13 protein-coding genes, 1 tRNA gene and 1 pseudogene are annotated in these 19,535 nt (G+C 63.9%); 4 read left to right on the top strand and 11 right to left on the bottom strand.

Annotation, left to right across the window (positions count from 1 at the left end; translation table 11 throughout):
* Nucleotides 1-111: 111 nt before the first annotated feature.
* Nucleotides 112-462: a DUF4407 domain-containing protein gene (locus QMK34_RS19295; RefSeq protein ID WP_326415484.1), complete on the bottom strand. Its 351-nt coding sequence runs from the start codon at nt 460-462 to the stop codon at nt 112-114.
* A gap of 300 nt (nt 463-762) precedes the next feature.
* Here QMK34_RS19295 and QMK34_RS19290 point away from each other — a divergent pair.
* Nucleotides 763-966: pseudogene (locus QMK34_RS19290) on the top strand (hypothetical protein); the annotation flags it as partial.
* Nucleotides 967-1,037: 71 nt separating this feature from the next.
* Here the strand turns inward: QMK34_RS19290 and QMK34_RS47870 are convergent.
* Entirely contained in the window at nt 1,038-1,238 is a 201-nt protein-coding gene (locus QMK34_RS47870) for a hypothetical protein (RefSeq protein WP_442785176.1), read from the bottom strand.
* Between the two features lie 725 nt (nt 1,239-1,963).
* Nucleotides 1,964-2,896 carry a LuxR C-terminal-related transcriptional regulator gene (locus tag QMK34_RS19280; RefSeq protein ID WP_326415482.1) on the bottom strand — a complete coding sequence of 311 codons (933 nt, stop codon included), beginning with the start codon at nt 2,894-2,896 and terminating at the stop codon, nt 1,964-1,966.
* A gap of 241 nt (nt 2,897-3,137) precedes the next feature.
* Here QMK34_RS19280 and QMK34_RS19275 point away from each other — a divergent pair, with 241 nt between their 5' ends.
* The gene (locus tag QMK34_RS19275) at nt 3,138-3,497 is read left to right on the top strand and encodes a hypothetical protein (protein ID WP_326415481.1); all 360 of its coding nucleotides are present in this window, start codon (nt 3,138-3,140) and stop codon (nt 3,495-3,497) included.
* Between the two features lie 3,032 nt (nt 3,498-6,529).
* Here QMK34_RS19275 and QMK34_RS19270 read toward each other — a convergent pair.
* The 8 genes from QMK34_RS19270 to QMK34_RS19235 all read right to left on the bottom strand — a co-directional run bounded on the left by QMK34_RS19270 (nt 6,530) and on the right by QMK34_RS19235 (nt 15,686).
* Nucleotides 6,530-7,918, bottom strand: coding sequence for an IS1380 family transposase (locus QMK34_RS19270; RefSeq protein ID WP_442785175.1), 1,389 nt, complete (start codon nt 7,916-7,918; stop codon nt 6,530-6,532).
* Between the two features lie 139 nt (nt 7,919-8,057).
* Nucleotides 8,058-8,420 (bottom strand): hypothetical protein, encoded by a 363-nt coding sequence (locus QMK34_RS19265; protein ID WP_326415479.1) that lies wholly within the window; start codon nt 8,418-8,420, stop codon nt 8,058-8,060.
* A gap of 141 nt (nt 8,421-8,561) precedes the next feature.
* On the bottom strand, nt 8,562-9,470 hold the full coding sequence (ribD, locus tag QMK34_RS19260) for a bifunctional diaminohydroxyphosphoribosylaminopyrimidine deaminase/5-amino-6-(5-phosphoribosylamino)uracil reductase RibD (protein WP_326415478.1): 909 nt from the start codon (nt 9,468-9,470) through the stop codon (nt 8,562-8,564).
* Nucleotides 9,470-10,774, bottom strand: coding sequence for a helix-turn-helix transcriptional regulator (locus QMK34_RS19255; protein WP_326415477.1), 1,305 nt, complete (start codon nt 10,772-10,774; stop codon nt 9,470-9,472). Before QMK34_RS19255 ends, ribD begins: the two co-directional genes overlap by 1 nt.
* Nucleotides 10,775-10,945: 171 nt before the next feature.
* Nucleotides 10,946-12,865, bottom strand: a complete 1,920-nt coding sequence (locus QMK34_RS19250; protein WP_326415476.1) for an AAA family ATPase — start codon at nt 12,863-12,865, stop codon at nt 10,946-10,948.
* On the bottom strand, nt 12,862-13,431 hold the full coding sequence (locus QMK34_RS19245; RefSeq protein ID WP_326415475.1) for a hypothetical protein: 570 nt from the start codon (nt 13,429-13,431) through the stop codon (nt 12,862-12,864). The genes QMK34_RS19250 and QMK34_RS19245 overlap by 4 nt, the downstream gene beginning before the upstream one ends.
* Entirely contained in the window at nt 13,428-14,882 is a 1,455-nt protein-coding gene (locus tag QMK34_RS19240; protein ID WP_326415474.1) for a hypothetical protein, read from the bottom strand. The genes QMK34_RS19245 and QMK34_RS19240 overlap by 4 nt, the downstream gene beginning before the upstream one ends.
* 731 nt (nt 14,883-15,613) lie before the next feature.
* Nucleotides 15,614-15,686, bottom strand: a tRNA-Ala gene (locus tag QMK34_RS19235).
* A 273-nt stretch (nt 15,687-15,959) separates the two neighbouring features.
* Here QMK34_RS19235 and QMK34_RS19230 point away from each other — a divergent pair.
* Together QMK34_RS19230 and QMK34_RS19225 are read left to right on the top strand one after the other, a co-directional pair.
* Entirely contained in the window at nt 15,960-18,164 is a 2,205-nt protein-coding gene (locus QMK34_RS19230) for an RICIN domain-containing protein (protein WP_326415473.1), read from the top strand.
* A 217-nt stretch (nt 18,165-18,381) separates the two neighbouring features.
* On the top strand, nt 18,382-19,518 hold the full coding sequence (locus tag QMK34_RS19225) for an ABC transporter substrate-binding protein (RefSeq protein WP_326415472.1): 1,137 nt from the start codon (nt 18,382-18,384) through the stop codon (nt 19,516-19,518).
* Nucleotides 19,519-19,535: the final 17 nt, after the last annotated feature.

Here is a 19,535-nt window from a genome sequence, read left to right as displayed (position 1 = left end):
GGCGATCACCAGATCCCGCTGTGCCAGCGTAGATTCCAACTCGGTCACACGCGCGAGCAACTGCTCGACCAGCGCTGCGAGCGAAGCAGGATCCGACACCACAAGATCATCTCAGACGGACCTCATCGGCCACCAACCGCCACCAACCAGCTGAATAGCTACGACAGCTCGGATCGCCAGCACCTTGAAGCGTGAACGAGCTCTTTCGTCTTTGAGGGGCGAGACGGTGATCAGGACGTCGATGGAAAAGACGATTCCGGCCAAAAGCGCGGCGAACAGCGCGGCTGTCACCCAGGTGCCGTGAAAGCTGCTGTGAAACGTGAGAAGGGACGCGCCGAACGCCCATGTCGCCACGGCGATGATGAGGAACCCAACCATGAAGTGCCGGGCGGCGTTGTCACTTTCGAGAGGGTCCGTCGGATCGGCGCCGCCGATGACGGCGATGAACCCGAGCAGCTTCATGCGCATGCCTCCCCGTTTGCGGACCCGGATTCCCGTCCTTCCGGTGTACACGCTGGACAGACAGGATGAACGGCGCTAACCCAATCTGCGAATTAGTTTATTGCTTTGTGATGTGAACTAGGATTTTTGGATGGAAATAAACACTCTTCGAGTCGCATCTTGTCGAATCTGTGCATGTAAGGTGCGGTATTGCGTCGTGGAAATACTGCAAAAATCTAGCGGGGTTGGTTTTTTCATCGCGATACCTGCGCGAAATCGAGCTCCGCCGACCTGTACGTTCCCCTTCGCCATGCGGTCGATTCGACGCTGACCGGAGCGGCCATGCGGGCCTGACTGATTGACGAGTATGTGCTGGCCACCGCGCCGGTCCTGGTGGGCGGCGGCACGCCGTTCTTCGCCGCGCTGGACAGCTGGGCGAACGCGATGACCAGTAGGTGCTCCCCGGCGGGGTCGGGGACGCCGTTCTGGGGTTCGGTGACATCGAGGGTGACCGTGGCGCCATAGCCGGCACGGATGCCTAGCTTGCGGGCGGCCTCGGCGAAATCGGACCGTGCTGTACATCCCGTCATGGTCGGTCAGAGTGAGGGCGTCGAGGCCGTGGCGGGCGGCTTCCTCCCCGAGCTGTTCGGGGGTGCTGGCCCGTCGAGGAAGCTGAAGTTGGAATGGCAGGGCAGCTCCGCATACGGCACCCGGATCCTGGAGCCGCCGTCGTCGTCACCACGCAGGTCCTGCAGGTCGGCGAGGCGTCCGGCGTCGCCCTCGCGTTTGCGCGACACCGGTGCCTCGTCCGCGGCGCCGGGTGCGGGGGGCGCGGCCGGAGGCGATGCGTTCCAGCTCCGACCAACGCCGGTGCGGGTTGATGAACTCGGCCACAGAGGTGCCCACTCAGTCCTTCAAGACCACCGAGGTGAGCCAGTAGCACACGTTTCATCACTGCAAATGGGATCGCGCCCATATACGAACCGATTGGTGGCGACCGGGTTACGCATGTCAAAATTTTCGTCGAAAGTCACACGGACGGACACCCTACGTGACCGGCCCGGAAGCAGCGCGGACGGCCGGGGGTGACCACCAAGAAGGAGATCTGCGTGCCTGATCTGCTGCTCGACCCGGACGCCGAGAAGGCGTTGGATGGGCGCGACTTGACATCGTGCGGGACTCGCCGGCCAGTGGCCGTGCCCGACCCAAGGCTGGTCAACCCTGAGCTGCGCGCCAGGACCACCCGCAACGCGATGGACATAGCCGCCCGTCTCCTTGCCACGTTCGCTGGCGAAGCACGGCGGTTTCAATCAGGTCGAAATCCTCCGCGACCTGGCCCGTGGACCGACCATCACAACCGCACAGCTCGACGATCTCGGCGTTGGACGAAGGACGAGGTCGAGGCTTCTTCTCGCCCATAGTCATCCATGACGAACGACATCCCGCCGAAGAGACACGCCACTGACCTCGGGTGTCCGTCAAACCGGGCACGTTCGGTCTTGCGCTACTGGAAACCGAAGTATCAACGCGCCAGATGCTTCCTGACGTCCTCGGCCACGGCACCGCGCCCGCTCATCTTGTATTTTGCCAGGATATTGCGGACGTGTGTTTTGACAGTGTGAAGGCTAATACCGAGTTCGCCCGCGATCTGCTCGTTCCGAATGTCGCTGCTGAGAAGTACCGCAACGCCTTGCTCAGCGGCTGTAAGCGACCTGAATCGCTCCTCGGGCCCGTTATCGACGTTGAGTGTCAACTCAACCAAATCCGATTGGAGCTGCTGGCAGTCGTTTACGATGCGTTGCAGTGACTCTCGCATCGAACCTGTATCAGGCGCGGCAAGTGCGTCTTGCGCCTGTTGTCGTACATCTGCCACACGTGAGGAGAGGAACTCGACGATGTGATCGGCTGTAACCAACGGAGGAGCCCCGTCAACATCTGCGGGTAACCGACGAAGCGCATCGAGGTCGTCCGACTCCTTCGTCAGCACGCGAGCAACCAGATCTGCCAGCCACTCGAAGGCTCGCACAGAGTTGTCGTCGAACGTGCTCGACTGGTAGCTCTGCATAGACATCATGCCGAACACTGCCGACCTATCGTCACCACCGCGACGAAACAGCGGGGTGGTAACTGCATCGGCCGAGGCTCGGCTAGTGTCACCAGAAGCGACGCCAGCGTTGAGGGCCGCCCCCTTATCGTACTGCATCCGGTAAGTCTGACGGTGCTTCATGAGCCAGGCGGCCTGGCCGTGGGGCCCGTACGTGTGCGAAGCCGGGTCGGTGTACACGCCGCTGTCGTAGCCGTAGGGGTAGCGGACGCGGTTTGCGCCGTGGAAGAAGCCGATGTAAAAGTGATCCAGCGGCACGATCTTGCTCATCACGGCGCGAACGTAGTCGTAGAGACCATAGTGATCATTGCGGTAGTTCGCCTCAATCTTGTGGAACGCCTCCCGCAGCACCAGCGTTGTCTCACCGTTGACACGAAGGCGGGCTGACCTTCCGGGCTCTGCTTGGGACATCTAGTCATCATCCTCCAAACTTTCGTCGCTTCAGCCAAACCTGGAAAAACCACTCTGTTGCGCGGTCCCTCGATGAGGATCCAGGCGAATCTTGTCACTCGGCGAGCGATGGAGATGTGTCAGTCGCGCTGCCACGGTTGGCGTGCAGCAATGAGCTGCCATGAGAAGTGGAGGAGTTCCCATGAAGAACACCGGTCCTTACCCGCGTCCCGCCAACCGCCAGGCGGTGTCGCGCACGGCCGCTGTGACGGTCGGCCTGACAGGAATGGCTGCCGCGGCGATCCTCACGGCGGCGCCAGCTAGCGCAGCAATCATCGGCGGTGTGGACATGCAGCGAGCATGCAACGTCCAGAACCCGGGCATGGGCCTGGCCGCGGTGGTCACCGACGCGCACAACGCTTACAGCTGGCGCTGTCGCGCGCCGTGGGGCTACCAGGTCGGCATCAACGTCAACGCTGCTTGCTCCAACCAGTACGGCGGGGGTGCGTACGCGACATTGCTCAACGCCGCCGACCCGTACTCTTGGCGCTGCTCTCGCTGATAGTGCCGACTAAGCTAGTGAGGAGGAGTAACCGCATCGCGGAATAGGAGCCGGCGGTCGCATTGGCGGCCATCCACGCGGCGTGCTGGGCAGTCCGACAGTGGACGACGTCAGGCTATCCGGTACGTCTACAAAATGCGGTGCTGAGTTCATATAGCGCCATTACGCTCGCCTGCAACTACCAACTTAACTCGGCCCACCGGCCCGGTCGGACTCAGTATCACAGATGGGCCTCACGGCGTGGGGCCCATCTGCATGCGCGACCGCCACGTTGGACACCGAACGGCTGTGGCGTGCCACCAGTTGTGAATTCCCGGGGCTACCGCCGCTGCGACACTATCTGGCGCAAGCGGCAACGGCCGAGAGATCAACTCTCGAGCTACTACGCAGGGGCTGGAGAGGCCCAGATGACGAGCCATCGTCATTGCATCGTTCTCAACCTGTGGAGCTGCCGGCACGCTGGCCGCCAGCTGCCGAGCCAGTGCCTTGTCCAAGGTGACGCGCACTTTCTCGACCTGGAACTTGTGAATGTTTGTCTGGGAGTTCCAGTTGCCGATCTGGACACCCGCGCAGTTCTTGACGACCAGCGCGTTTCGTGGCGGCAGGCCGGTGATGCCGTCGGCCTCGAGTGTGGCCGCCAGGTCGAGGATCTGCGCGTTGAGGTCCGTCGTGGTGAAGAAGGCGCCCTGGGTCGTTGCGGATCACTCTTCGATGAGGGCCGGCGAGACAACAGAGACTCGATCTCCGCGTCACCGCGCGTTGATCAGGGGTGAGCCCGTGTTGGGCCCCGGACTCGATCTCTCGCCAAGGTGCGAGCGCCAGAATTCAGTCGTTGCCGAACTCGTCGTCGTCCGCCATCGGCGTAGTCTGCCGTGTGACGGTGCATGAACGCCATCCCCGTATCGGGGAGCCTCAGGGCCGCGGGCGCGTGCAGATCGTGGTCGAGGCTCTCGTAGCGGGAGCTCCTTCGCACCTACCACCTCGATCTCGTCGCTGACTGCTCCGGCTAGCGTTAGGTAGGCCAGCGGTCGGGCGGCGGAGCCTCGGAAAGGTGGCTACGACGACGGGTGGTCATCAGTGATGGCCCCCGTCAGAGCGCGGCGTCGTGAGCGTGATGTCCGGTAGTTTACCGGGACCAAAGCCGACACCCCCATACGAGCGAGCGCGTCTAGGCGAGCAGTCACTCCTGCCGGACGTCGGGGCCTGCCAGTGCTGCGATAGCCGGGGGTTACCCGATCGGTGGATTTGCGATGCGCAGCGCGGAATCACCCACTTGGTCCTACGGGACAACGAGTCAGGTCCAGTGGAGACCATTCAGATGTACTAAGTTACGCCATCTGGACGATCAGTTTTTTGGTTTTCTAACCGATCATGCTTCGGGCATTTAGGTGAAGGCTTCCTCTCACTCTCACGTGCACGTCAACGGGCGGTTACGACTACAGAGCCCGATATCGCACCTCGGGGTGTTGGTGTGCAACAAGGCCTCGTCTGGCTAATGTCCTTTTCAGCACCTTCGCCGATGGCGTTCTCGGACTTGATCTTCGGGGCCGAGGACGCCACAGGAGGGAGGTGATCCCGGTGGCACGCAGGCGCATTCACTTCACTGTGAAAGTGGCTGGCCCGGTCACTTTCACAGTGACCGGGGCCGCCGTCCTGGGCCTCGTGCTAGGTGCAGTCTTGCTGTACCTCGCCTGGCACAGAGCTTGAAGAGGCGAGGGGAAGTCGTGGGTCATGCCCGGCCTGCGACTTTCTCTCGCTGGAACGTACGCAGAATACAGAATTGTCAGCCCTGCCGGCCGGCCACACTGTGCCGTTTGGCGTAACCCTGTACTCCACTGTAGGTGAATTCTAACGTTCCAGGGCGCAGACAGCGCAAGCCCACCTGGACATCATTAGCCGATTCGCATCGGAGTTCACCCCATTTGACCAGCCGCACAGCGAACAGTCCATACCTGAACGCCCAGCGAGGGTGAGCCGAGCGGGACTAAGGGACGGGCCGCGGTGCGAGGACATCAGGCCGTGACTCGGCGAACATGTCGAGAGTCTCGCGGTCGACGTGAACGGCCGAGCACCGGGACTCCGGGAAAGGTCGACACACGTTGAAGTGGGCGATCTTCTTGGACAGCTGCGTGAGGTCCACGGTCAGCACTATCGGCCCGGTTCACGGTGCTTTGCGCCTGGCGGATGTTCAGCTTCGATGCCAGGTGCCATAGCTCGACCTCGGATGACGTCGTCAAAAAGCGGTGTGGGTTCCGGTTCCGTATCGTTTGGGCCTGTCACAACGTCGGGGGTGGATTCCGGGCTCGCCGTGTCGGCCATGTGAGCAGTATCCAACACGGCGAGCGAGCTCGCAGTTGACCCGCGAACCACATGTAGCTCAGCGAGCCACAGCGGCTGCGAAGCAAGGGCCCCGGCAACGAGGGGGAGGGGTGCCGGGGCCCTTGGTCTGGAGCCTAGCGCTAAAGACGCGAAGGAGTCTTCGCTGTGCGCAGGAGTAACGGCCTTCACTGGCCTGGTGGGCCGGATCGGTCGTCCGGACGCGGGCGATACAGACGCGTGGCTGGCCGTGTCCGAAACGGCAGATAGGCCAGCCGCCCTTGCCGGTTAGCGGCTGAGGTGTTCGAGGAGCCAGGTGCGTTGTTCGAGGAGTTTGTCGTTGGTGACCGCCGGTCGGAAGAAGCGGGCGCAGGCCATGTGATCAATCCTGTGAGCACCAGGTCGGCGGTATGAGGGCGCGTTGGCCGTGCACGTGTCGGGGCGGAGGGTGTAGCAGTCGAGTGGGGTGGCCCGATACTGGTGGTGGTCGATGGTCGTGGCTGTGAGGGGGTTTGGGCTGATCGAGTCGGTAGAATTGGTGGTTGCCGACGTTAGTGAGGGCTAGCCTTGGCCTTTCGTGTGATATTGAGTTGATCTTGTTTCAGATTTGTTGATCTTGCCGTGGGTGTTTCTGGATGTGGGCGCGTGTGATCGGCCGATCTGCTCATGTCGGCCGCTCCGGGGTTCTTTCGGGTCGTAGGGACAGGGGTTGCGGGTCAGGTGAAGGCAGCGCGGATCTTCAACCAGCCCACGGCAATTGCCTCGGCGTAAGCGCAGGTTTCGTCGATACGGACCCGGACCTGGCGGGCACCACGAGTGATCCGGGCACCCACGTGCAGGACCAGGTTACGGAATGTGGCGATCTCGGCGCGAGCCAACACTGGTGTGTCGGCGAAACCGAGGATTTTCGCCCAGCACACCAGATCGGTCGCGGCGAGCAGCGTCTCGAGCCAGGCAGTGTTCTCCGCGAACCCTCGACACGGCAGGTTCCGCAGCCCGGTTGCTTTGGCTTGGCGGATGCGGTCTTCCACCCGGGCGTGCTGGCGGTGGTGCAACTCCGTGCCGGCGGTCTGCCCGGGGATGACCCCGTCAGCGATGTCGGTGATGAACGCGGTGATCCGATGTCCATTCACATCGGTGAATGTCAACTGCGCACCGGGGTGGGGGCGTTCGGCACGCACGATGACTTTCGCTCCCTTCGGCCACGTCTGCAGGTCGAGCATCCCGGTGATGTCGGCGACCCAGGCGCCACCTCGGATCCCGCCGTCACGGTCGATGGCCGATTCCCAAGCCTGCTCGGGAACCTGGTCAACCACCGCCTGGATGCGGGCGTCCACCGGAAATCCGAAGGAGAACCACACGCCCCGGTCCCGGCACGCCTGCGCGAAGGCATGGGTCGCGCCGGCGGAGTCCGAACGAGCCACCACCCGCACCGAGTCCGCTACGCCCGGATGCGGGCGGGCATGCGCCGGTAGCGACGCCAGTGCGCGTTCGAGCACCGTGATGTGGTCGGCCGCGGTGTTCGACCCGGCGTTACCCGCTCGCAGCAGACCCGCCAATGCTTCACCGCCGGAGACCTCCGGGCGGTCCAGGAACGCCAGCAACGGATGGAACCCGAATGTCCGTTTCCAGGTTTTGGCCGCGTTTTCCTTGTCCTCGGAGTGGGAGATGGTGATGGTGGCATCGAAGTCGATGTCCAGTAGCCCGGTCAGGTCCGGGGCGGCACCCGCGGCCCACGCCCGCTCCCGTGCCGCTGCCCGCGCGGCCAGCACGCCGGGGAGATGCTCGTCGTCGATCTTGTCGAGCATCCGCCACGTGGTGGGCATGCTGGCCACCGGCCCGCACACCTGGTGCCGGTCACCGAAGACCTCGACATGGGAGACACAGTCCGCGCCGTCGGCGATCGCCACCGCCATATCCGCGAACACCTGCCCCGGCGCATGCACCCACGGACCGGCATAGGTATCGGCCAACACCGTGGTCACCTCTTCGACCAGGCCGGTGTCGCGGGCCAGTTCCCGCAGCATCCCCACCCCGGCATGCGACACCACACCACGCCCATCCGCGCTGACTTTGACCCGCATCGACCGCTTGCTACGCTTCACCCGCGAAGTGCCTTCCCGTGAGGACCACTACAGACCTAGACAATCCGTAGTTTCCCTTACAGGACAGGCACTTTCGCGCATTTCGGGGCAAGACCTACATCACACCACATGAAACACCTGGGCTAGGGGCCGGTCGGGGTTACCGGTCCTGGCGCCAGCGGACGCTGATGTCGACCAGGTCCGCGTCCCAACTCGGGGTATCGGTGTCAGGTTCCCAGTCCAGGGTGTGGTCGTGTTGTGTGAGGTAGCCGCGTTCGACACTGCCGTGCAGGAATGCCCCGGCGGCGCCGTGCGGGCGGTGCAGGACCCACTCGGGCAACGCGGTCTCCGGCAGGATCTGGGTGACCCAATCGCGGGCGGCCTGTTCACTCGTCTGATCGGACTCGACCACACCGCTGACGGCATCATCGTCCCCGATGCCGAGCGCGATCCCGGCCCGCCAGATCACACCTCCGATGTGTTGCAGCGGCAGCTCGTGTACAGATCCCGTACCCTCCAGCATCACCTTGCGGCCCGGTACGCGCCACTGCGGAGGACTCTGGGGTTGACCAGCAGATTCGGAAAGGGCGTCGAGCTTACGTCGCTCCGGCAAGCCCAGATGCCCGTGGACATTAGGTCGCGTCCCGCAGTGAGCCCGGCCAACTCAAGTCGTCTTGCCCTGATCGGGTGGTCGGTCGAACCCGACGCGGACGTAGTAACCGACATTCGAGATCGACGCCAAGCTGAGCCCGTGATGCTGGGGCAGCAGTGACGTGGCGGAGGGCATAGCTGACATGGGTTGGGGTCGGAGGTAGATCGTGGCTTGGTCGACCAGCCCGTCATCGGCGATGGACTGGGCGAGCCTTGAGTAACCGGTGACCAGCAGGGATCGAACGCCTCGCTCGAAGAGTTCGTAGAGAAAGGCCTGGTTCGATTCCTGACCGCGCAGGCTGGGAAGCGAGAAGACATCTGCGTTGTGCGCGCCAACGGTTCCTTCCTCAACGTAACCGGTGGACGTCAGGACTGCATCCAACTGCGCGCGAAGTGCCAAGTGTTCCGAGTCGGGAATCTCTCCTTCTGGCTCAGGCAAACTTCCGCTGGACACGTACGTCCAATGGACGACGGGGCGCCGAAGAATGAGCGTCGTGAGCCACGGTCCGATGACCAGCTGTGCCTGCTCGCCAAGAACGTTCTGCTCGACATCCGCGCCCGCGGCCTGTAGCCGGGCCGCCCCGCCTTCCTCGCGTGACGTGGGGTCGATGAGGGCGATGACCACCCGCCGGATGCCGGCGTCTATCAGGGCTTGGCGACAGGGAGGTGTTCTGCCTTCGTGGTTGCATGGTTCGAGGGTCACCACCGCGGTACCGCCGCGTGCTCGGAGCCCGGCGGCGTTGAGGGCGTTGACTTCTGCGTGGGCTTCGCCTTTGCGGAGATGGAAACCTTCGCCGACGACCTCGCCTTGTGCGTCTAGGATGACGCACCCGACGGGCGGGTTCGGGCTGGCGCTGCCGAGTCCGAACGCGGACAGTGCGATAGCGCGGAGCATGGCAGCTTCTTCAACCGGGCTCGCCATCAGGAGAATTGCCCTGTGGTCATTCCACTGAGGAAGTCTGCGACTTCTGGGAGTGTCTTGTACTGTTCGAGTTCGCGAGCGACGGCCTCGACTTTGCGGAGCGTACGAACCGAACCAGTCTCCTGCCCGATATGGAGAGCGTCAGTCGCGGAATCCGCCGCTGCCTCGGGATTTCCTGTGAGCACATGAGCCCTTGCCAGTTGGCTCAGTGCCACGCCACGGTCACGCCGATAGACATTGGGCAGCCGGGGGAGTGCGGCTTCGTAGAGCTCTACCGCCCTGGGCGCACGTCCCACGGTCAGTAGGCATCCAGCACGCTGCACGTCGAGGTAGCGTTCGGTGCAGAACGAGCCATGGCCGTGTCGCGCGTCGCCGTGTGAGTCGACAGTTGCCCAGCCCAGAGCTTCGTCCAGTTTGTCCTGCGCAGCTTTTTCGTCGCCGTCCAACGCGAAACCCTGCGCTTCCTGCTGCGCAAATGCGGCGCGCATAGGGCCGGGCGGCTCGGCGACCGCTCTACGTGCCGCCGCCACCAGACTGAGCACCTGAGCTGCGTTGCCTCCGGGGGTTGCCTGCTGGCTGTGGCGAAACAACGTCCACGACGTCATCACGTGGTCGTCTCCCTCGATCGCCCATTCCAACGCCCGACTGCCCCAGTTGCGTGCCTTGCCTACCTCGCCGCTGTCTTCGTAGAGCCACGACGCGGATTCCGCGTACCGGGCACCGATCTGCACGACCGCGTGCCGTTGTGACGGACCCACCGACGCCAGCAGGTCTTCGACCGTGCCGAGCTGGGCGAGCACACCCCCCAACGCATAGCGAGGGCCGAGCAAGTTGTCTGTCTTGACGAGGAGGTGCCTCTGCTCACGTAAATGCTCGAGGAGTTCGTCGAGCCGTCCGGCACCGGTGAGCTTGATCTTTCTGACGGGCCGGTTGTTGTCGCCTCCGGCCAGTGGTGAGCCGCCTGACGAAGAACCGTGCTGGTGTGAGGGCCTACCGGCCTGTGCCTTGCCGTCACGTGTAGTCACGTATGGGGTAGCCGCGGTATGACGTCGGGCACGCTGCTCGATCTTGGCTTGCTCCCGAAGTTCCCGCAGACGCCCGCCGGCGTTGAGTGCCGTGTCGAGGGCGTCGATGAGCTCCTTTGACGGCAGGTTCTTACCGGGGTTCTCGGCCAGAGAGACATACTGGCGGGTGTAGCCGACCTGCTTGGCGAGTTGCGGCTGGCTCAACTTCGCCACGGAGCGCAGCCGCCGAATCTCATGCGCAAGGCGGTTCTCGGCTGAGCAGTCGCTGTCGCTGGTCAACGGGCACCTCCGCGTGGCGGGGCAATCGAGGGCAAGTATGGCGGGTGACATGCATTGTCGCGGACCGCAATTATAGCTGGTCAGGCCCCGTGGGATCTGCCCTGTTCGACCACGTGTCGGCTAGGCGAGCCTCCTCAGTAGAGGTCGGGACTCTCCGAAGCGACTCGCGCATTATGTTCTTTCTTCAATGGTTTGCACTGCGTTGGGGCCGGGGTGCGGAATGGTGGAAACGGTCGGGGTGGCGTAAGTGAAGTCGATCTGGGCGTAATTGGCGCGGTATTCCTTAGGTAGTTCGTTGTCGGCGATGATCACCTGGAGTCGACCTGGCAAGGTGCCGACCAAGGTGGTGAGCCTTCCGTACATCGCTTTGCTGAGGCCGGTGGCCGTGTTGAGTGCCATGCGTGGGCTGTCGATCAGGAGGAACAGCGGGTAGAGGCTGCCAGGTGTGCGCAGGGCGACCGCGACCAGGGAGCACCAATAGGCGATCTGGGTGGTAGTTGTCAGGCCGCCGCCCAGCTGATTGTTTTTGGAGAACACGTCGCCGTTGATGACTGGCAAGTACTTCTTAGGATCGATAGTCGCGGAGTTGACACCGGGAATTCCGATCGCTCTGACGGTGGCGTCGAATTCCTCGCTGAGTGCGTTGATCACCTCGGTGCGCTGCTTGTCCAGCGCCTGCTGCGCCAGTTTGACGTCGGATTCCAGCTGCGCGCGCTGGGAGCTGAGGGTACGCACGTGTCGACTGAGGTCGGCCACTGTGTCCCACTGGCGAAGGATGGCTTCCCAGCGCTGTTGTTCGCTGCGTGCGCTCGCCAGTGCCTGTGCGGCGTCACTGAAGACTTGCAGGCGCGGGCTGATACGTTCGGCGGTCCGCTGCTCGATCTGCGTGTTGAGCAGGTCAATCAAACGGTTCTTCTCAGCCGCGGTCTGCTCGACCATCCTCCTCTGGCTGGCCAGGGCAACGATCTGTTCGCTCATCTCTTGAATCTGGTCTCGCAACTGCCTCGTCTCGTACTGGTCTTCGGAGGCGCTGTCGTTGACCGGGTCTTGCTGGAGGCACACCCTGCAGGCGTTGGCAGGGATCTCGCGATGCTCCAAAGACTGCATGCACCGCGGGCACACGCTGAACTCGATGTTGGCAAGGACAAGGTTCGCCTCGCGCATGCGGCCGAGCTTGCCCATGTCTGCCTCGACCCGGCGGCGTTCTGCGGCGAGTTGGGACTGGCGGCGGTTGATGTCGGCGATGACTGCGGCGAGGTCCGCGGCACCGCGCTCGGCGTCGGATAGCAAGTCCCGTAGTGCGCGTGTGTTGCTGTCGATCACCGGGTCCAGCTCGTCTCGGAGTTGCGTTAGCTGCTGGGCCGCTGCAGCTTCGCTCGCTTCGGCAGCGCGGAGCTGACTTTCGGCTTCCTCGCGCTGGCTGGTTCCGCTCTGGTGTAGGAAATCGACAACAGCTGCGTGCCGCGCCTCGGCCACGGCGATGTCGTTTGTCAGGGTGTTGGCCTGCGCACGCAGGTCGAGGATCTCAGCATCGGTGAGTCCGTACAGCAACTCGAAGACAGTGCGGCGCTTGAGATTGCGGAAGTTATCTTGGCTGAAGGCAATATCGAGATTGATCTGCCGCTGCGGGATGTAGAGGTAGGTGAGGATGTCGGCGAACGTAACGCGGTTGCCTGCCTTCTTGCCCTTTTCGGAGCTGGCACGCAGATCGTCACGCAGGCCCAATGACGTCATCAGCAACGAGTTTACGGAGTATTCCGCGTCAAGGCTGACGTTGTGGTCGGGCAGGCGATCTTGGGTGATTAAGTCGGTGACCCGGACCGTACGCCGTTTGGCTCGGTCGAGGCTGCGGGCAAGCTGGAGTCGCGTGTCACCGATTCGTACGTCGATGGTTACCGATTCAATGTGCTTTAGAGCGACCGGCGCCAGTGCCGCGTCGAGCCCGAACCCGAACTTGATCAGTTCGAGCAGGGTGGTTTTCCCGACCCCGGTAGGGCCGGCGAGGACGGTCAGGTCCGAGCGAAAGCGATATTCGACTGCGCCCTCGGTGGTGTCGAGGCGAACCAGATCGAGTCGGAAACGTGTCGTCACCGGATCTCCTGCCGGTGTGGGCGGTCCATCAAGTCAGCCAATCGGTCGTAGATCCGTTCTTTGAGGTCGTGGCCGGTCAGCCCGGACGAGGCCTCCGCGATGGCGGTGCTGCGCTCAGCGATACTGGACCACTCGGCGCTACTGGCCAGGCGCTCGGCAGCCTTCCGACCTGTGGGGGTCGGGGCGATCGCCATGCTGCCCTTTCGGGCCTTGACATAGCGCAGCAGGCCTCGGCCGATCAGCGCACCGAGGATGGCGTAGTACCGGTCGTCCCACGGCCCGTACTTGTACCTGATCATCGGCGCTTCTACGTCGGTTGGAGAGGCATCGGGGTCGGGCGGTAAGTGCAGGCGTGGGTCGGTCCGATCTAGTTCGTCGAGTACCACGGGCCCGAGCGCTGGGTAACGCAACAGGAAGTCGAGCTTGGCCAGTTTGGTCAAACCATCGAGCTTCTTGCTATGGCCGTCCGCGCCGGAGACTGCCGCGACCAGCAGCAGGACCCGGGCCTGGTGGTAAGCGAGGTCCTCGCGGAGTAGCGCCAGCTCAGACTTCTCCAGGTCGATCACGGCTGTGTCACCCCCTCTGAACGACGGCCCGCGATGACGGCGTCGATGTCGAATGTCGGGCCGAACCAGATTTGACATCGGTTTGACAGATCGCAGAGCCCGCCCAGGGCGATTTCGCTGTCTACGCCTGCCGGGAGCTCTCCCGCTTCCTGTAATTCGACTAGCTTGTCGTCCACGGCAGTCCACAGCCCGTGGCCGGACAACTCAGAATCGCCCATCGCGTGGTCGCTGACCCGACGCAGCAGCCGTTCCAGGTTCTTGCGCGCCACCCGCGCCCCCGGATCTCCGCTCTCTTGGTCACGCCAGTACTCCTCGTACTCCATCCGCAGGGCAGTGGCCCGGCTCACCGCGTTAGAGGAGCACCCACTCTGGGCCATCTTGATCTCGACCCGGGAGATGGTTGCGACAGGCGCCACGGACTGATAGGCGCCTGGGATGGCGAGGGCGGTCTCAATAGCGATCTGGATGTCCCCGAGGGTGACGAGTCGGCGGGCAATTCGCCGACGCACGTCCGGCTCCAGACCTCCGCTGTGGTCCCGCTGCAAGACCACGGGCAGGTCACCGTAGGTCGTCTCCCCATGTGATTGCATCCGCGCGCGGAAAAGACCTAACACGGCCTTCCACACCGCTGCGGAGTCGACTACAGCGTGACTCATCTTCTCTAGGACAGGTTTGACGTACTTGCTGGGCGCCGCGTCACCGACCACGCCCTGGTTCATCACGACGGTGACGATGGTCAACGAAGCGAGGAAATCCGTGACCTCGCGGTCCTGGTCCTTTTCCTCAACCGCAGGGTACGTGTTCGCGCCCTTCCAGCGCTCAGCCGTGCCCTTGTCGTAAGTCGCGATCGCGGTGCGCAGCTGCTTGACAACCCGAGTCTCGTCCGGCGTAAGTGCCTGCTCGTGCTTGTCAGTTTTGAGTGTCCGCAGCCGAGCGGTTAGTGTCTTAAGCTCACGCGCGGGGCCTGCCTTGAGACCGCCTGTTGTCACGAGACGACACATAGGCTTCTTCCCTAATGCGAACCACCGGTTGAACAGGTGGGCGACACCGCCATCATCAGCCAACTTGTTCACCGTGGTGTATGCGCCTACATCCGGGCTTCGGTGTTTGCCCGAGACAAGTTGCATGAGGTCTCCGCTGCCTACAACCCAGTCTTCGTGCCACTCGCACAAGATGTAGTCGTCGCAACCGGGGTCTAGTACACCCTGCTCGTCGAGAGCATCACGGTAGAGCGCGAGCCCGTCTGCTGTTGCCATAGCAGCCTGCCACTCGTACAAGTTGGCCGTGTTGGCACCCGCGTCGTCCAGTTGCGTGACAGCAGCGAGACCATCGAGGTCATCAGCGCGGGCGGCTACCACCCACTGCCGGAGGCCTTCCAAAGCTGGCGCCGTCACGGTGAACTCGGAGCCCGGCTGACTTGCGGGTCTTAGGGTTGAGTCCTCCGGCGGCACTCGGCGGACTCTATACGCGTTCACCAGGTGGAAACCAGGGGCTAGACGGGCGATGTCAGGGTCTGTCGCAGCTCCAGACCGGGGGTGGATCTGTCGACGATACGACCGAAAGGCCATGGGCCCGTTGCCGATCCGTTACCTGGCTTCGGCGGCACCCGGGAGTAAACGGAGCCCGGAAGGAGCCCGGGTCCGACTGGTCTAAACCAGCAGCATTCATCTCAGTGCAAAACTGCACGTTAACGCCTTGCGTGAGTGGGGCCGCCAGGGGCTCGAACCCTGGACCCAGGGATTGAAAGTCCGTCGGCTGTGGATGCGTTCCTGGCACCGCCCCGAAGGAGCCCAGCGTGGCCGTTCGAAGCCCTGGTGGCAGCGTCGGCCGGCTCGAGACTTCTGGCGGTCGCGGAAGGGTGTCATCTAGCCGTTGGTGACCGGAGGTCCTGTGATGCGCATGCGAGGGAGAGTTGCTGCTGGCAGCCTTTGACTGTGGTCGATCGGCGCGCTGGCCTAGATAGGCCGACGGTGGCAGAAAAACTTGATGGAACAACCCAGCTGGGTGAACCGCCTGGAGCACTTTTGGTGACCCCATATCGAACGGGGTCAGGCCCTGCTCCAGTTTTGCTCCACCTACTGAACGGTAACTGAAGCGCAATCCATTGTGGACGGTTTTTCGGTGCAACGAAAAAGACCCGATGGCCTGGGAGGATTCCCAAACCAACGGGTCTGTCGAAAAGTGGAGCTAAGGGGACTCGAACCCCTGACCCCCTCACTGCCAGTGAGGTGCGCTACCAGCTGCGCCATAGCCCCGAAGCGAAGGCGAACTCCGCATCTCGTGTGTCCATACGTTACAGGACTCCCGGATGGCCGTTTCCAGGGGGGTGGACCGGTCAGCGGTAGCCCGTGGAAACCATCTCTGACCTGCTGATTTAGGACTTATTTTTAGATGTATATTGACTCTCCGTGTGACCGCCGTTACATTTCGTCCGATTGTGACGCCGAGGTCCCTCGCTGTGTCCCCACCGGGCAGCCTCTGTCGTTTTCCTGCTCGATGGGGCCGCTTTGGCGGCAGAGGAGGTTCCGATGAGGTCAGGCCGACGTTCCCGGCGAGCCGCAGTGCTCGTGTTGTCGATGCTCAGTGTGCTCATGGGGTATCTGACCGTGGTCGCCGCGCCGGCGGCGCAGGCCGCGATCGCCCCGGACACCTGGTACACCGTCACCAGCCTGAACAGCGGAAAGTGCGTCGACGCCCGAGCCGCCGCCACGGCAAACGGCACTGTCGTGCAGCAGTACGCCTGCAACCAGACGGCGTCGCAGCAGTGGCAGTTCCAGGCGACCAGCGACGGCTACTACCGGGTCAACGCCCGTGGCAACTCCGCGCAGGTGTGGGACGTCGCCGACGTCTCGACCGCCGATGGCGGGCTCGTGCACCTGTGGACCTATGGCGGTGGCGTCAACCAGCAGTGGCAGGCCGTCGAGGAGTCCGCGGGGAGGTACCACTTCGTCAGCCGGAACAGCGGCAAGTGCCTCGACGTTCCCAGCGCGTCGAGCGCGGACAGCGTGCAGTTGCAGCAGTACGCTTGTAACGGCTCCGGCGCCCAGTCGTTCAACCTCAGCCCCGTGGGAGGGACCACGCCGCCCACTCCAGGCGCTCCCGACCTCGGCCCCAACGTGCTGACCTTCGACCCGTCGATGTCCAGCTCGGCCATCCAGGGGCAGCTCAACAACGTCTTCGGCAGCCAGGAGACCAACCAGTTCGGCTCGAACCGGTACGCGCTGCTGTTCAAGCCCGGCTCCTACAACGTCGACGTCAACGTCGGGTTCTACACCCAGGTGCTCGGGCTCGGGCTCTCGCCGGACGACGTCACGATCAACGGCGCCGTGCACGCCGAGGCCGACTGGTTCCCGCCGCAGAACGCGACGCAGAACTTCTGGCGCAGCGCCGAGAACTTGTCGGTCAACCCGACCGGCGGCACCGACCGCTGGGCCGTCTCGCAGGCCGCGCCGTACCGGCGCATGCACGTTCGCGGCAACCTCGCGCTCGACGACGGCGGGTGGGCCAGCGGCGGCTGGATCTCCGACTCCAAGATCGACGGCCAGGTCCGCTCCGGCTCGCAGCAGCAGTGGATCTCGCGCAACTCGCAGTTCGGCAGCTGGAGCGGCTCGAACTGGAACATGGTCTTCGTCGGCGTCAACGGCGCCCCGGCCAGCAGCTTCCCCAGCCCGCCGTACACCACCGTCGGCCAGGCGCCGGTGATCCGGGAGAAGCCGTTCCTCTACATCGACAACGCGGGCGCGTACAAGGTGTTCGTGCCGGCGCTCAAGAACAGCGCTTCGGGCACGACCTGGGCGAACGGCGCCGCGCCGGGCACCTCGCTGCCGCTCGACCAGTTCTACATCGCCAAGCCCGGCGCCACCGCCGCGGACATGAACGCGGCCCTCGCGGCGGGGAAGAACCTGCTGGTCACGCCCGGGGTTTACCACGTCAATGACACCATCCGGGTGACCAGGGCGGACACCGTGGTGCTGGGCCTCGGCCTGGCCACGATCGTCCCGGACAACGGCGTCACCGCGATGAGCGTCGCCGACGTCGACGGGGTGAAGGCCGCCGGGCTCTTGATCGACGCGGGCCCGACCAACTCGAACACCCTGATGCAGGTCGGCCCGGCCGGTTCGACCGCGAACCACTCGGCCAACCCGACCTCGCTGCACGACGTGTTCTTCCGGGTCGGCGGCGCCGCCGTCGGGAAGGCCACGACGAGCCTGGTGGTCAACAGCAACAACGTCATCGGCGACCATATGTGGATCTGGCGGGCCGATCACTCCAACGGGGTGGGCTGGACCGTCAACACCGCCGACACGGGCCTCGTCGTCAACGGCAACGACGTCACGATGTACGGCCTGTTCGTGGAGCATTACCAGAAATACCAGACCATCTGGAACGGCAACGGCGGGCGGACGTACTTCTACCAGAACGAGATGCCCTACGACCCGCCGAACCAGGCGGCCTGGATGAACGGTTCCACGCAGGGCTACGCGGCCTACAAGGTGGCCAATTCGGTGACCAGCCACGAGGCTTGGGGCCTGGGCAGCTATTGCTTCTTCAGCGGCAACAACAGTGTGGTCGCCGCGCACGCGTTCGAGGTCCCGGACACCCCCGGGGTCAAGTTCCACGACATGGTGACCGTCTCGCTCGGCGGCACCGGCACGATCAGCCACGTCATCAACAATTCCGGCGCGGCGTCGAACAGCGGTCACCAGGTGACAAACCTGGTCGGCTATCCGTAAATCGGCGACCGCAAGGCTGTGCCTCGTGGCGGAAGTCACGGGGCACAGCCGTTTCCGCTCACTGGCCGGAACCGTTCCGTCGCGCTGAGCCTTCGCGGTCCAGCGTGCACCCGGTGGGCGCCGCCGCTTCTTTTCACGTTCACCTGCACGACGTTCCCCTCGTGAACTGTTCGCTCGGCATCGAGTGTCCACAGTGTCCAGACGGAGGACGTAGCAAGTGAAGAGAAGTTTCGTTGCGCTCGTGGCGGGTGCCACCGCGCTGACGCTGACGTTGACCGCCTGCGGCGGTGGTTCCGGTGCCGGTACCGCCAAGGATTCCGGCGCCTCGGCCACCGCGAAGTCGGCCGCCGACCTCGGTGGACTGGACAAGCTGGTCGAAGCCGCGAAGAAGGAGGGCGAGCTCAACGTCATCGCCCTGCCGCACGACTGGGCCAACTACGGCGAGATCCTCGACGCCTTCAAGAAGAAGTACGGGCTGAAGATCACCGAGGCCAACCCCGAGGGGTCGAGCCAGGACGAGATCAGCGCGGTCAAGCAGCTCAAGGGCCAAACCCGCGCGCCGGACGTGCTGGACCTCGGCGGTGCCTTCGCGCTGTCCGCGGCCAAGGACGGGCTGACCGCGCCGTATCAGGTCGCGACGTTCGGCGACATCCCGGACAGTCAGAAGGACCCGGAAGGCAACTGGGTCAACGACTACGGCGGCTACATCTCCATCGGCTACGACGCCAAGAAGGTGCCGAACCCGCCGAAGACACTGGCAGATCTGAAGAAGCCGGAGTACGCGGGCAAGGTCGCGCTCAACGGCGACCCGACCAAGGCAGGCGCGGCCTTCGCGGGTGTCTACGCCGCCGCGCTGGCCAACGGCGGTTCGTTCGCCGACATCAAGCCGGGCATCCAGTACTTCGCCGACCTGAAGAAGGCCGGTGTGTTCATTCCGGTGCAGGCCAGCGCCGCGACCGTCGAGAGTGGACAGACGCCGATCACGCTGGACTGGGACTACCTGCAGGCGGGCTACGCCAAGAAGCTGCAGGGCAAGGTCGACTGGAAGGTCGCCGTGCCCGCCGACGGCGTCTATTCGAACTTCTACTGCCAGGCCGTCAGCCAGACCGCGCCGCATCCGGCCGCGGCGCGCCTGTGGCAGGAGTTCCTGTACTCCGACGAGGGCCAGAACCTCTACCTCAAGGGCCTTTCCCGCCCCGCGCGGCTGCCCAAGATGCAGGCCGCGGGCACCGCGGACAAGGCCGCCGTCGCGGCGCTGCCGGAGGTCGGCGAGAACGTCAAGTTCCCGACCAACGACCAGATCGACGCGGCCAAGAAGGTCGTCGCCGACGAGTGGGCGAAGGCTCTCGGCTGACGATGACCGCCGAAACC

It is taken from the genome of Amycolatopsis sp. H20-H5 (assembly GCF_035828755.1).
In the GTDB taxonomy this organism is placed as follows: domain Bacteria; phylum Actinomycetota; class Actinomycetes; order Mycobacteriales; family Pseudonocardiaceae; genus Amycolatopsis.
The sequence above is the reverse complement of the archived record's forward strand: the minus strand, read 5'-3'. Positions and strand labels throughout refer to the sequence as shown.

Excerpts from the sequence above, each read along its gene's own strand:
- QMK34_RS19295 (WP_326415484.1), bottom strand. The coding sequence starts at position 462 with ATGAAGCTGCTCGGGTTCATCGCCGTCATCGGCGGCGCCGATCCGACG.
- QMK34_RS19275 (WP_326415481.1), top strand. The coding sequence starts at position 3,138 with ATGAAGAACACCGGTCCTTACCCGCGTCCCGCCAACCGCCAGGCGGTG.
- QMK34_RS19265 (WP_326415479.1), bottom strand. The coding sequence starts at position 8,420 with ATGCTGGAGGGTACGGGATCTGTACACGAGCTGCCGCTGCAACACATC.
- ribD (WP_326415478.1), bottom strand. The coding sequence starts at position 9,470 with ATGGCGAGCCCGGTTGAAGAAGCTGCCATGCTCCGCGCTATCGCACTG.
- QMK34_RS19230 (WP_326415473.1), top strand. The coding sequence starts at position 15,960 with ATGAGGTCAGGCCGACGTTCCCGGCGAGCCGCAGTGCTCGTGTTGTCG.